Source organism: Haladaptatus sp. QDMS2 (assembly GCF_029338295.1).
GTDB lineage: Archaea > Halobacteriota > Halobacteria > Halobacteriales > Halococcaceae > QDMS2.
Genome location: NZ_CP119791.1, coordinates 2917467 through 2930819, shown reverse-complemented (window position 1 = coordinate 2930819; position 13353 = coordinate 2917467). Strand labels below are relative to the sequence as shown.

At 61.5% G+C, this 13353-nt stretch carries 12 protein-coding genes and 1 pseudogene; 10 read left to right on the top strand and 3 right to left on the bottom strand.

Going from position 1 to position 13353, the window contains the following annotated elements; translation table 11 throughout:
• Positions 1-11 precede the first annotated feature (11 nt).
• From P1M51_RS15890 to P1M51_RS15885, 3 genes and pseudogenes are all read right to left on the bottom strand, one after another.
• Positions 12-566: a DoxX family protein gene (locus P1M51_RS15890; protein ID WP_276246144.1), complete on the bottom strand. Its 555-nt coding sequence runs from the start codon at positions 564-566 to the stop codon at positions 12-14.
• 82 nt (positions 567-648) lie between these two features.
• Positions 649-852 (bottom strand): plastocyanin/azurin family copper-binding protein, encoded by a 204-nt coding sequence (locus P1M51_RS20140; protein ID WP_369685316.1) that lies wholly within the window; start codon positions 850-852, stop codon positions 649-651.
• Positions 810-1388, bottom strand: a pseudogene (locus P1M51_RS15885) (plastocyanin/azurin family copper-binding protein); the annotation flags it as partial. The pseudogene P1M51_RS15885 and the gene P1M51_RS20140, both read right to left, overlap by 43 nt.
• 368 nt (positions 1389-1756) lie before the next feature.
• On the opposite strand from P1M51_RS15885, the gene nirK reads away from it, so the two are divergent.
• The 10 genes from nirK (at position 1757) to P1M51_RS15835 (ending at position 13353) form a co-directional block, all read left to right on the top strand.
• On the top strand, positions 1757-2842 hold the full coding sequence (gene nirK / locus P1M51_RS15880) for a copper-containing nitrite reductase (RefSeq protein ID WP_276246142.1): 1086 nt from the start codon (positions 1757-1759) through the stop codon (positions 2840-2842).
• A gap of 3 nt (positions 2843-2845) precedes the next feature.
• Positions 2846-3166: a CGCGG family rSAM-modified RiPP protein gene (locus tag P1M51_RS15875; RefSeq protein ID WP_369685073.1), complete on the top strand. Its 321-nt coding sequence runs from the start codon at positions 2846-2848 to the stop codon at positions 3164-3166.
• A 218-nt stretch (positions 3167-3384) separates the two neighbouring features.
• On the top strand, positions 3385-3834 hold the full coding sequence (locus P1M51_RS15870) for a pyridoxamine 5'-phosphate oxidase family protein (RefSeq protein WP_276246140.1): 450 nt from the start codon (positions 3385-3387) through the stop codon (positions 3832-3834).
• Positions 3835-4401: 567 nt separating this feature from the next.
• Positions 4402-6330, top strand: a complete 1929-nt coding sequence (gene acs / locus P1M51_RS15865) for an acetate--CoA ligase (protein WP_276274699.1) — start codon at positions 4402-4404, stop codon at positions 6328-6330.
• A 139-nt stretch (positions 6331-6469) separates the two neighbouring features.
• The gene (locus P1M51_RS15860; RefSeq protein WP_276274698.1) at positions 6470-6742 is read left to right on the top strand and encodes a hypothetical protein; all 273 of its coding nucleotides are present in this window, start codon (positions 6470-6472) and stop codon (positions 6740-6742) included.
• Positions 6697-8202, top strand: a complete 1506-nt coding sequence (locus tag P1M51_RS15855; RefSeq protein WP_276274697.1) for a bacterio-opsin activator domain-containing protein — start codon at positions 6697-6699, stop codon at positions 8200-8202. Before P1M51_RS15860 ends, P1M51_RS15855 begins: the two co-directional genes overlap by 46 nt.
• 245 nt (positions 8203-8447) lie before the next feature.
• Positions 8448-8822 carry a carboxymuconolactone decarboxylase family protein gene (locus tag P1M51_RS15850; protein ID WP_369685108.1) on the top strand — a complete coding sequence of 125 codons (375 nt, stop codon included), beginning with the start codon at positions 8448-8450 and terminating at the stop codon, positions 8820-8822.
• Positions 8823-9173: 351 nt separating this feature from the next.
• Entirely contained in the window at positions 9174-11162 is a 1989-nt protein-coding gene (gene acs / locus P1M51_RS15845) for an acetate--CoA ligase (RefSeq protein ID WP_276274696.1), read from the top strand.
• Between the two features lie 59 nt (positions 11163-11221).
• Positions 11222-11677, top strand: coding sequence for a DUF4212 domain-containing protein (locus tag P1M51_RS15840; protein ID WP_276246135.1), 456 nt, complete (start codon positions 11222-11224; stop codon positions 11675-11677).
• The gene (locus tag P1M51_RS15835) at positions 11674-13353 is read left to right on the top strand and encodes a cation acetate symporter (protein ID WP_276246134.1); all 1680 of its coding nucleotides are present in this window, start codon (positions 11674-11676) and stop codon (positions 13351-13353) included. The genes P1M51_RS15840 and P1M51_RS15835 overlap by 4 nt, the downstream gene beginning before the upstream one ends.

Sequence of the window (13353 nt, the reverse complement as noted above, 5' to 3'; positions counted from 1 at the left end):
GGTGGGGTAGTTCACCCGAGGATGTAGTCCAAGGCGGGGTACTTCTCGATGAGAGCCGTGCCATCGATCTCGTAGCGCTCGACAAACGCGTCGAGGCCGAGGATGCGACCCGCACCGAACGCGGCCACCGCGAGGAAGACCAGCATGTACATGAAGTCGCTGTTGATGAACCCGTGGGCCATGTTCCAGTTGCCGAAGTAGAACATGAGCATCATGAACGCGCCGAAGAACGCCGCGAGGCGGGTCAGGAGGCCAACCATGAGGCCAAGGCCGATGAACACTTCACCCCACGGAACCGCGACGTTCACAAAGTCGACGAACCAGGGCGTCTGGCTCATCCAGAGGAACATTCCCTCAAGGGGATTTCCGTTTGCTGCGGCGACGTTTCCGAGATATCCTGCGGCGCTGAAGCCGTTGAGAACCTTTTCGAGGCCGGTGTAAAGGAACGCGAAACCGATGACGAGGCGGAGCGCGAGGACGAACCACGCGCTGAGGCTGTGAGCTTTCCCGGTGACGGTGACGCCAGCGATCTGGCTCTCGAACGTGTTAGGGGCGTTGATGGACATTTTATTCACCTTACAATTAAGTAGACGAGTAGAAAGAGAATATAAGGAGAGTCTGATTCCCAGAAGGCGAGAATCGAGGGTGTCAATACCTGTGACGAGCCTTGCGGTCGCCTCGTAGTCGCAAGAACAAACCAAAGGCGAGCGGTGAGAGGAGCGCCATGCCGAGTCCACCGAATACGCTGAGGGAGACTGGAGAGAGATCGTATACGCCCTCGAAGACGTCACCGACGACAACAGCACCTTTCATTCCCTGTGCTCGGTGTGGTTCACAGGCGTACTTGCTGATTCCAACGCCGTCGAAGACGAGACCCCACTCGCCGGTCGACTGCGAGGGGCTGCCTGGCTCCCGTCTTCGAGCGTCACTTTGTGCGGGCCACCCTCACCAACCCATTCCCAGATGACCGTGGTACCGGGGTCGACGTGAATAGCGGGTGGGGAAACGGCGAATTCACCACCGTTCCCTTCCGCACCGACTTGCACTCGAACCTCAGTTTGACCGCGCATGTCGGCAGTTCCTTCGAAGTTGTCCACGTCGTTGAACCAATCGCCGTAAACGGGTTCGCGGGTGGCGAAGGTAACCGCTGGTTGTGGCGGTGAGGCGATGACTTTGATATCCCCAACGATTATCGCCCCCTTCATGCCCATCGCCTCGTGTGGACCACAGACGTAGGTCGAGACACCCTCGCTCTCGAAGGTGTGCTCGAAGGTGCTGGCTGCCTCCTCGACCAGCTCGCTTTTGTACGCTCCGTCGGTGGCCACGACGTTGTGGAAGCCACCCTCACCAGTCCACGTCCAGACGACGGTCGTTCCAGGATCGATGCGAACCGCTGGCGGCGAAAAAGCGAAGCCACCACCGTTCCCCGCTGCACCAACCGAGACAGCACGCGAGGGGTGCCACGCTCGTCTGTGATGCCGTTGTAGTTAGAAACGTTCGAGAACCACTCGGTGAGACTGGTTCCATCCTGTGCGGCCGCTGGACGCGCTGACGCAAGCAGCGACCCACCGACCGTTGCCGCGGTCGCAGCCTGCAAAAAGCGACGCCGCCCAATCGTGTTTGTTGAGAGTGCTGTGGCCATATATAAGATTAGCAGAGCGGTATGGATAGCTCAAAATGATGGTTCCCACAGGCTGAGACTCATATTTCCATTATATACTACTAGATGAGGAACAATTAACTGGAGAACATACTCATGACATTTACGACAACTCGACGTCGTGTACTGCAGGCCGCTGGACTCGGGGGTGCGATGGCACTGGCTGGCTGTACCGTTGGCACCCCGCCACACACGAATATTCAAACTCGACCGATTTCGCTCCAAACCGAAGTCGAACTCGGTCCAGCGAAACCCGTCGATGTCAGCCGCATTGCAGCCGACCCTCGCGACATTCCCGCCCCGATTACGCGGACGGAGCCCGCAACGGTTGCGGTCGAGTTGGAGACACTCGAACTCGTCGCTGAAGTCGAACCCGGCGTCACGTTCACATACATGACGTTCAATGGCCAGGTTCCAGGGCCGTTTATCCGCACCCGTGTCGGTGACACAGTGGATCTCACCATTCGAAATCACGAGGACAATGCGATGGTTCACAATGTGGACTTTCACGCTGCGCGCGGCCCGGGCGGCGGTGCGGAGGCAACCGTGGTCGCCCCAGGCGAAGAACGACGGCTCCGATTCAAGGTGACCTATCCGGGCGCGTTCATCTACCACTGTGCGGTCGCGGACGTTGACTATCACATCTCCGCCGGGATGTTCGGCATCATCCTCGTCGAACCAGAAGAGGGATTGCCTCCCGTGGACCACGAGTTCTATCTCGGTCAGCACGAACTCTACACGACCGGCAAGACCGGCCAAAAGGGCCACCACGAGTTCGATTTCGCGCGGATGGCGATGGAGGACCCCACCTACGTCCTGATGAACGGCGAAAAGTATGCCATCACACCAGACAAGTACGCCGAGATGAACGTGAAGACGGGTGAGACCGCTCGCATCTTCTTCGGGGTCGGTGGACCGAACCTGTTCAGCAGCTTCCACCCCATTGGCAGCGTCTGGGACGAAGTCTGGGAGCAGGGGGCGCTTGCGAGTGAACCCATGCGGTACGTCCAGACGACGCCCGTCCTTCCCGGGAGTGCCTGCGTTGCGACAATGTCGTTCCCGGTCCCGGGTGACTTCAAGCTGGTCGACCACGCGCTCTCGCGAGTCGCACGTAAGGGCGCGCTTGCGGTCATCACTGCCGAAGGACCGGAGAACCCGGACGTGTTCGAACCGATCGCGTGACCCATGAAATCCACCGACACCCAGACACACGGACACGGTATGATAGAACCAGTCACAGACCACGTTCACGAAAACTCATGGTCGGCGAATCTCGAGAAACCACACCACGCCGCAGACACCAACCTCGTCATTGAGCAGGCAATCGACGCAATCGAACACACAGCACCGGGAAACTACGTCAATCTCGTCACGTCCGGAGCACACGGCCACCCTGAAATATACCTCTACGACGCGCTCGAAGGCGATTCAGACAGTACGTTCAGGTGGGAGTATATCAAACAGTGTGGCTGTGGCGGATACGTCACACGCGTCTACGTCGAATAGGCGTTTCCCGTGCGTGTTGCTGTAAGTTAGGGAGAACGTTCGCCAGATTCAAAGAGAAGTTCGAAAGTGAGCGGAGAACGCCACGTTCGGTAGTGCGAAGAAATTGTAACGCAACGTGCGTTCATCCAGTCCTGTCGTAGACACACCAAAGGTACCGAGAGAGAAGTGACCAGTTAGTGTATAGATACTTTTGCCTCTCCGGGTCGTACCATCGCAGTATGGGTGCGAGAGAATCACTCGAGATGGAGGTCGACGAGCGAGACGAGTTCCTCGGAACTGGTGGGACGGGAGTCATGTCCTTCTCGACGCCAGCCAATGAGGCCCCCCACTCGATACCGGTCTCGTACGGCTACGATGCGAGCGAAGAAACCTTCTACTTCCGGCTCGCCGTGAGCCCGGAGAGCAGGAAGCAGCGAATCGTCAATAGTGTCATCTCGTTCGTAATCTACGGCATGGACGGCGACGGGTGGAAGAGCGTCATCGCCAGTGGAAAGCTCGAGGAGACGAACGACGAAGCGATCGCCACAGAAACGCTCCAGGGCCTAGAGCGCGTCACCATCCCGCTCGTCGATTTCTTCGGAAAGCCGCCGGGAGAGATTCACTTCGAATTCTACCGGCTGGTACCCGACGAACTCACCGGGCGAAAAGAATCGAAAACGCCGGTCTGAGGGTCGCTGTCGTCCCTGGAGTTGCTTCTCTAGCCTTGCAACCTGCGTTTTCTGCGGCGAATCCATCCATCGGTACCGTTCTCCGACTGAGACCGAACAGATGTCAGATAGTTTTCCGGTAGCAGAACAATTTTTGTGACCCTCTGCGCAGGTGAAACGCACGTGACATCCTTGCCCGCCCTAAAGGGTAGGGCTTCCCACACAGTGGGCACCCGGCCCGGTGCCGGTTCGGTTTCGGGGCGTCGCGTCCCGAGGCTCGGACGGCAGGGCCCCTGCCTTGCCTCGGAGTGCCCCGTGGTGCTGTCACGGGCACTCCCATCGCCTGACGTGTCATTGCCGTCCGGTTTCATAGGACGACTCTCACCTCGGGCGTCATCCGGCGGGGAACCGGACGAAGTGGTTCGAGTGTGTCGCGCGACACACGCACAGCGTGTGTCACCCTCACAAACAGACTCATGCACGATAAAGATTCCAGGTCGGGGTCCAGCCCGGCCACTGACGGCAGTTGCACAGTCGTTAGTCGCATTCCCTCCCGGCCTTTAGGCCGGAATTCCCTGCTTGATTAAGATGGACACGGGGAGGAATCAACCGGCGAACACGTCTTCTGTGCCCGGTGAGTGGGTGGACCCGAAAGCGTCGTTCGTCGCCCAGGCGAACGTCGCAGACCCGTCGATTTACGAGCAATTTGCGACGAACTGGCCTGCGTGCTGGCGCGAGGCGGGCAACCGCCTCGACTGGGACGACCCCTACGACGCGGTTCTCGACGACAGCGACGGGTTTTGCTGGTTCCCTGGCGGAACACTGAACGCCTCGTACAACTGCCTCGACAGACACCTCGAAGCCGGGCGGAAAAACCAGGCCGCACTCACCTGGGAGGGTGAACTCGGCGAGACGGAGACCTACACGTATCAGGCACTCTATCGCGAAGTAAACGCCTTCGCGGCGGCGCTGCGCGACCTCGGCGTCGAGGACGACGACGTGGTGACCCTCTACATGCCGATGATTCCACAGTTGCCCATCGCCATGCTCGCCTGCGCTCGCCTCGGCGCACCGCACTCGGTGGTGTTCGCGGGCTTTTCGGCCGACGCGCTCGCGACCCGGATGGCGGAATCGGGCTCAGAACTCGTCGTCACCTGCGACGGTTACTATCAGCGCGGCAACGCCATCGACCTGAAGAGCACGGCGGACAACGCCTGTCTCTCGGTTCCACAGGAGGTCTCGCAGGTCGTCGTCAACCGCCTCGGCAACGAGGGGCACCGCGGCCACCACTGGCACTACGACCAGCTCATCGCCACCCACGAGGGCCAAACGGTGGACCCGGTTCCCCGAGACGCGACGGACCTCCTCTTTTACATCTACACCTCGGGGACGACGGGCGAACCGAAGGAGGTCAAACACACCACGGGCGGCTATCTCGCACACGTCGCGTGGACGGCACAGACGGTACTCGACCTCGAACCCACGGACACGCACTTCTGTGCCGCAGACATCGGCTGGATTACCGGCCACTCCTACATCGTCTACGGCCCGCTCGCCACGGGCGCAACGACCGTCCTCTACGAGGGAACGCCCAATCAGGCGGACAAAGACCGCCTCTGGAAGATAATCGAACGAAACGCGGTGGACGTCTTCTACACTGCGTCCACGTCGATTCGAACCTTCGTCAAGTGGGGCGAAGAACACCCCGCGAAGTATGACCTATCGTCGCTGCGCCTGCTCGGGACGGTCGGCGAACGAATCGACGAAAGCGCCTGGCGCTGGTACGCAGAACACGTCGGCGGTGGCGAGTGCCCCGTCGTGGACACCTGGTGGCAGACCGAAACGGGCGGCATGATGATAACCACGCTGCCGGGGGTGGACCCAATGAAACCGGGGGCGGTCGGTCGCCCGCTACCGGGCATCGAGGCGGAAATCGTGGACGCCCGCGGCGACCCCGTCGAACCCGGAACGCCGGGTCACCTCCGCATCACGAAGCCCTGGCCCGGAATTCCCTACGGCTTTTGCGACGAGAGCGAGCGCGTCGTCGGCGCGGACGACGAGTGGTACTACGTCACCGGCGACCGAGCGGTCGAGGCCGACTACATCCAGTTGCTCGGCCGGGCCGACGACGTAGTCAACGTCGCGGGGACGCGAATCGGAACCAAAGAAATCGAATCGGCCATCGTGGACGTCGAAGGCGTCGCCGAAGCCGCCGTCGTCGGCGGGAGACGAAACGTGGAGGGACGGACCATCCACGCCTACATCACCCCCGAGCAGAACGTCGTCGGCGACGACCAGCTCGCAGCGACCATCCGCGAGGCGGTGACGGCGTCCATCGGCGAACTCGCGGTTCCAGAGCGAATCACTTTCGCCCCGGCGCTCCCGAAGACCCGGTCGGGGAAGATAATGCGCAGACATCTCGCGGCCATCGCCAACGGCGAGCGCCTCGGCGACACCAGCGCGCTCCGGAACCCCGAGGTGGTCGGCGAACTCGAATCGATCGTCGAAGACCGATGAGTTCGGATATTTCGAAAAGGACGAAACGAGAGTGTGAATTCGAGTGGAGAAAGTCGAAGTCTCGTAGCAGTTCGCCCAGCAACAGCGAGCAGAGCAGTAACAGTTAAATTCGGGTTTTTCGAAAAGCACGAAACACAGGATGAACCGTGAGGAATCTACGTTCCTGACCCCGCGGGCGTATTCGCGCCTGAAGCGGGCGACCGAGACCTACCGCGAGGAGCTGGTCGTCTCGCTCATGGGGGAAGCCGGGCTGCGCCCGAGTGAGGTCGCCCGCTTCACCCCCGCGACCTGGTCGAACAAGAACGCGACGGGGAGACGCACGCCTTCCTCAGGATTTCGAGCGACGAGCGCGAACGGGCGGCGTATTTGCTCCCGGACGTGGCCCACGACCTGCGCAAGTTCGTTGCGGTGAACGACCGCGACCCCGACGACGACGTGTTCGACGTGAGTCCGCGACGCATCCAGATGCTGGTTACCGACGTCGCCGCACGAACCGACGACGAGCGACTGCAATCGGTCTCGCCCCGCGACCTGCGCCAGTACTACGCCCACCATCTCCTCGAATGCGAGGGCATCCATCCGCAGGTCGTCAGAGCCGTCGGCGGGTGGAAGAGCCTCGAAAGCCTCGACCCCTATCTCGAACCACCCTCAAGAGCGGCCATCATCGACGCGTTCGAACCGCTTCGTGCGCCGCATGGGCAGGAGGGCACAGAACCGAACGATGCGCCGTCGGCGCGAAGCGACGCGCTGCTCTCGTGCGTCCACGCACTCGGGACGGAACTCGCAGACGCCACGACACGCGAGGAGGTAGAACGGGCGACGTGTGAGGTGCTCGCCGGGGAGTACCGCACCGTGTGGGTGTGCGACGAACAGGGCGTCCCCCGGACGTACGCGAACCACCGCGAGGGCGAGACTGACCTGCGGGACATCGTGGACGAGGCCGGCGGCGTCGACAGCTTCGAGGGCGAATCACAGGCGATCGTCATCCGAAACGTCCTCGCCCACGTCGGCGGGCGGCTCACGGGCTGTGCGCTCGTCGTCGCCCCACTCAAGTCGAACGAACGCGTCAACGGACTGCTCTGTGTGGCCCACCCGTCGGTCGAGTCGGCCGACCGCGAACTGCTCACGGACGTTGCCAGACGGGTCGGCGAGGTCATCACGTCGCTCGAACGAAAACGTCTCCTGCTCGCCGACACCGGGGTCGAACTGGCGTTTCGGACGACCGATTCACAGGACTTCCTCGTCGCCACCGCCCAGCGACTCGGTTGTGGGTTCGAAGTCGAAGGCGTCGTCCCGGTCGAAGACCACGCCCTCCTCTACTTCGTGACCGTCCGCGGGGCCGAAGTGCGGGCCGTTCTCGACGCAATCGACGACACCGACTCGGTCACCGAAGCGCGGCTGATTCGCGACTTCGCGTCGGGAGCCCTCCTCGAGTTCGTCGTGACCGACCAGACGGTCGTTTCGACGCTCGTCGCACGCGGTGGAACCGTCGAGACGATGACCGTCGAAGACGGCGTCGCTGAGGTGGCGGGCGTGTTCTCGCGGCGCACCGACGTTCGAGCGGTGGTCGAGGACCTGACCGACGTGTTCGCAGACTCAGAACTCGTCTCGAAGCGAGAAATCGAGCGGCCCACCCAGACCAGTTCGGGCCCGCGACAGGTGATGACAGACAGCCTCACCGAGAAACAGCGCTCGGTACTCCGGGCGGCCTACTTTTCGGGCTACTTCGAGTGGCCCCGTGGCTCGACCGCAGAGGAGCTGGCTGCCTCGATGGACGTCTCGTCGCCGACGCTGCACAATCACCTCCGGAAGGCTCAACAGAAGGTACTCACCGCTGTCATCGAGGACGCAGACGCCGCGGTTCGGGAGTGAACGCCGGATATACAGTACGGTCAATTGATACAGGCTGGTTAGTGGGCTCCGGTGGTGGCCCGTTCGTTAGGCTGGTGTACTAACTACACAGCTCTGAAGAAAGTCGTCGATACAGGTAGATTATACTCACCCAACCACCTCATAACTTTAGTAACCTAATTCGTCCTAATAATTACACCTCCTATCACATCGGATTCGGAGGTGAAGGTGTGTAACTGATGGTATCGAAAGCCACACAACAAGAGATGGAGGGAATGCTCGGCCAAGTTCCGAGTTGGATGGAGAACTTGGCAGAATCGGCGAGTGAACACAGTTGGGGGCTCTTTCGCGACCTCAACTTGGGAGAAGACACCGAACTGTCCGCGCGCGAGAAAGCACTCATTGGGGTCGGCGTCGCAGCCGCGATTAGCTGTCCTTTCTGTACCTACTTCCACACGGAGGAGGCGCGGTTGAGTGGCGTCAAGGACGAGGAGCTCAAGGAAGCTGTCAACCTCGCCGCCGACACGAAATACTTCTCGACGATTCTCCACGGGAATGAGACCGACCTTGACGATTTCAAAACTGAAACGGACGAAATTGTCAAATACATCACCGAGCAGCAGGCAACCGCAGACGACTAACGGGACAGCAACGAGGGAAGCAGTCTCACTCTCGATTATTTTTCTGCGAACCCGACGCTTCAAGCTACCCATGCTGATTCAATACGACAGTAATTCGATGAGTTTGGCCGTATGAGACCGCTGATACTCTCGATGAGATTCGAAGTTTCCGAATCGAACGATCAACGACTGAGGAGTAAACAGAGCCGTTTCGTAAGAAATCTCCATCTCTCAGGTGCGACGGCAACAGCCGCCCGAGACAGGCTAAGAGAGACTATTTGCCGCGACCGCTCGCGGTGCGTTTTTCGCGAAGTTAGTATAATTAGTTACACCCTTTATACCCTAATATAATGGTTGTCAACACGGCTCACTATGTCGCAGGACACCAACACCGAACTGGAGGCTCGGTTGGCAGAACAGGAGCGGTTCAGCCCGCCTGAATCGTTCGTACAGCAAGCGAACGTGGCGGACGAGGGCATCTACGACGAGTTCGAAAACGAGTGGCCGGGCTGCTGGGAACAGGCCGCCGACGTACTCGACTGGGAGACGGACTACGACACCGTTCTCGACGACTCGAACCCACCGTTTTTCGAGTGGTTCACGGGCGGGTCGCTCAACGCCTCGGCGAACTGCATCGACCGACACCTCGACGAACACGGTGACGAAGCCGCCATCGAATGGGTCGGCGAACCGACCGACGAGGCAAATCGAACCTACACCTACCGGGAACTCCACCGCGAGGTAAACGAGTTCGCGGCCGCACTCCGGGACCTCGGCGTCGAGGAGGACGACATCGTTACCCTCTACATGCCGATGATTCCAGAGCTCCCGATTGCGATGCTCGCGTGTGCGAGAATCGGGGCGCCGCACTCGGTGGTGTTCGCCGGCTTCTCCGCCGACGCACTCGCCACCCGGATGAACGCGGCGGACTCTGCGTACCTCGTCACGTGTGACGGCTACTATCGGCGCGGTGACCCGCTCGAACACAAGGCGAAGGCCGACGAGGGGCTTTCGGGCGTCGAACACGACGTGGAGACGGTCGTCGTCGACCGCCTCGACGAAGACTACGACCACCCGATGGAGGCCAGCCAGCACGACTACGACGAACTCGTCGCCGCCCAGGAAGGCGCGACCGTCGACCCCGTCTCCCGGGACGCAGAGGACATGCTGTTCCTGATGTACACCTCGGGCACGACGGGTCAGCCGAAAGGCGTCAAACACACCACGGGCGGCTACCTCGCCTACACCGCGTGGACCTCGCAGGCCGTCCTCGACGTGAAAGCCGAGGACACCTACTTCTGTGCCGCAGACATCGGCTGGATTACCGGCCACTCCTACATCGTCTACGGCCCGCTCGCGCTCGGGACGACCACGATGATGTACGAGGGGACGCCGGACTATCCCGAGAAAGACCGCCTCTGGGAAATCGTCGACGAATACGACGCGAACCAACTGTACACCGCGCCGACGGCGATTCGGGCGTTCATGAAGTGGGGGTCCCAGTACCCAGAAAGCCACGACCTCTCCTCGCTGCGCCTGCTCGGAACGGTCGGTGAACCAATCAACCCGCGTGCGTGGAAGTGGTACTACAAGCACATCGGCGGCGAGGAGTGTCCCGTCGTGGACACCTGGTGGCAGACCGAAACCGGCGGCATGATGATAACCACCCTGCCGGGTGTCGGTGAGATGTCGCCAGGGTCCGCGGGGCCACCGCTGCCGGGCATCGACGCCCGCATCGTCGACACGGAGGGCAACGAGGTCGACGCGGGCCGCGCCGGCTACCTGACTGTGAACAAGCCGTGGCCGGGGATGCTCCGGACGCTCTATCAAAACGACGAGCGCTACATCGAGGAGTACTGGCGCACCTACTCGGACACCAACAGCGACGACCCCGACGACTGGGTCTACTTCCCCGAAGACGGCGCGAAGATTTCTGAAGACGGCTATATCACCGTCCTCGGGCGGGTCGACGACGTCATCAACGTCTCCGGCCACCGCCTCGGGACGATGGAAATCGAATCGGCCATCGTGGACGTTGAAGGCGTCGCCGAAGCCGCCGTGGTTGGCGGCCACCACGACGTGAAAGGCGAGGCGGTTTACGCCTACGTCATCACCGAAGACGGCTACGAGGGCGACGACGAGATGGCCGAGCGTATCATCGAGGGCGTCAACTCGGCCATCGGGCCAATCGCCCGCCCCGAGCAGGTCGTCTTCACGCCGGAACTGCCAAAGACGCGCTCTGGCAAAATCATGCGCCGCCTCTTAGAGGACATCGCGAACGGCGACGAACTCGGGAATACCTCGACGCTCCGGAACCCGGACATCGTCTCCGAAATCGCCGCGAAGGTACAGGACGACTGACCACGCCATTCCAATTTTTTTGACGGTACAACGCACGACCCCACAACCCACACCCACCCATGCAAGAAAACAACACGCACGATTCGACAGGGTCCTCGTCGATGGAGACGGACGGCGGGACGCTCACACAGGCCGCACAGCAACACAGACGCACGAACTATCTGGAAGAGGAGGTGAACCTCCTGAGTCCGTCGACGGCGTTCATGCGAGACCACCTCAAAATCGTCTGGGCCAGTTTCGCCATCTGGGCGCTCATCGTCTTCGGGCCGGTGACGGCCACCGTCGTCGCGCCCGACGTGATGACGACGACGATTCCGGGAATTGGCTTCCCGCTTCACTACTTCCTCGTCGCCTTCGGCGCACCGACCGGGGCGCTCGTGCTGGCGGCCGTCTACGCTCGCCAGCGCGACAAACTCGACGAGAAGTACGGCATCGACCACGGCACTGCCGGGTCGGCGTCGAAGAAGGCCGGAACGAGTGACTCGAAGGCCGCGAGCGGAGGTGCAGACCAGTGATACTCCCATTGCAGGCGGAGGCACTCGACATCTCGTTCAAGCTCGTCCCCGCAATCATCGTCTTCCTGATGATGGCGTCGTTCCTCGTCATCGGTTACATCTTCAAAGTGGCAGACACCGAGGGGATGTGGGTCGCCGGACGCGGCATCGGGAACATCGAGAACGGCATGGCAATCGGCGCAAACTGGATGTCCGCGGCGTCGTATCTCGGACTCGCGGGGCTGGTCGCCCTCTCCGGGTTCTACGGCCTCGCGTTCATCGTCGGCTGGACGACCGGCTACTTCGTCCTGCTCATCTTCCTCGCCGCACAGATGCGTCGGTTCGGGAAGTACACGGCTCCTGACTTCGTTGCAGACCGATTCAACTCGCCGACGGCCAGGGCGCTCGCGGCGTTTACCACCCTACTCATCGCGTACGTCTACTCGGTCGGCCAGGCCCGCGGCATGGGACTGGTCGGCCAGTACGTCTTCGGCCTCGATATCATCCCGATGATCGTCGTGATGATGACCATCACCGTCGGCTACCTCGCGCTCTCGGGAATGCTCGGGGCGACCAAGAACATGGCCGTCCAGTACGTCATCCTCATCATCGCGTTCCTCGCCGGCGTCTACGTCGTCGGCTTCACGCAGGGGTACTCCACGATTCTCCCGCAAATCGAGTACGGGATGCTGATAAACGACCTTGGTCGGGAGTTCTCCGCGCCGTTCGAGAACGCCTCGTACTACATCTGGATCGCGACGGCCTTCTCGCTCATCTTCGGAACCTGCGGCTTGCCCCACGTTCTCGTTCGATTCTATACGGTCAAGAGCGAGCGAACCGCCCGCTGGTCGACCGTCTGGGGCCTGTTCTTCATCCTCCTGCTCTACTGGGCCGCCCCCGCGATGGCCGCCTTCGGCGTCGACCTGTTCGCGCAAGTGAACAACATCGGGCCGGATGCCGTCTTCAGCGGTTCACAGGCCATGTCTGGCGCGGAGGGCGACGTCATCGTCGTCCTCGCCGCGCAGTTCGCGAACCTGCCGCGCTGGTTCGTCGGCCTCGTCGCCGCCGGCGCGATGGCCGCGGCGATTGCGACCACCGCTGGCCTGTTCATCACGGCCTCGTCGGCCGTGGCTCACGACATCTACGCAGAACTCATCAACAAAGACGCGACCCAGCGCCAGCAGGTGCTCATCGGGCGGGCGACCATCGTCGTCATTGGCGCGCTCGTCACCGTGACCGCGTTCAACCCGCCGGCGCTCATCGGCGAACTCGTCGCCTACGCGTTCTCGCTCGCCGGGACGGTGCTGTTCCCGATGTTCTTCCTCGGCCTCTGGTGGGAGAACACGAATCGAGAGGGCGCACTCGCCGGGATGACCGTCGGCCTCCTGCTCTGGATAACGTCGGTCGTAAACAGCGTGCTCCCGGCCTACGTCCCGTTCCTCGCCGACATCGCAGGTGGCTCAGGGCAGGCACTCATCCCGATTTACGCCCAGTACGTGCCCCCAATCGGGGCCGCACTGGTCGGGACGCCGCTCGTCTTCCTCGTCACCATCGCCGTCTCGCTCGCGACGCCGGAACCGCCGATGGAAATAAAGCAGATGGTCCGCCAGTGTCACAGCCCCGAACCGATGGGCCAGCAACAGTCCGCAGAGGACTTCGTCAACAAAAGCGGCGGCAAGACCCCCGCTGACGACTAA

Bases quoted from the DNA above. Each gene is read 5' to 3' on its own strand.
- P1M51_RS15840 (WP_276246135.1), top strand. From the start codon at position 11,222: ATGCAAGAAAACAACACGCACGATTCGACAGGGTCCTCGTCGATGGAG.
- acs (WP_276274696.1), top strand. From the start codon at position 9,174: ATGTCGCAGGACACCAACACCGAACTGGAGGCTCGGTTGGCAGAACAG.
- P1M51_RS15850 (WP_369685108.1), top strand. From the start codon at position 8,448: ATGGAGGGAATGCTCGGCCAAGTTCCGAGTTGGATGGAGAACTTGGCA.
- P1M51_RS15860 (WP_276274698.1), top strand. From the start codon at position 6,470: ATGAACCGTGAGGAATCTACGTTCCTGACCCCGCGGGCGTATTCGCGC.
- P1M51_RS15875 (WP_369685073.1), top strand. From the start codon at position 2,846: ATGAAATCCACCGACACCCAGACACACGGACACGGTATGATAGAACCA.
- P1M51_RS15870 (WP_276246140.1), top strand. From the start codon at position 3,385: ATGGGTGCGAGAGAATCACTCGAGATGGAGGTCGACGAGCGAGACGAG.
- acs (WP_276274699.1), top strand. From the start codon at position 4,402: ATGGACACGGGGAGGAATCAACCGGCGAACACGTCTTCTGTGCCCGGT.
- P1M51_RS15890 (WP_276246144.1), bottom strand. From the start codon at position 566: ATGTCCATCAACGCCCCTAACACGTTCGAGAGCCAGATCGCTGGCGTC.
- nirK (WP_276246142.1), top strand. From the start codon at position 1,757: ATGACATTTACGACAACTCGACGTCGTGTACTGCAGGCCGCTGGACTC.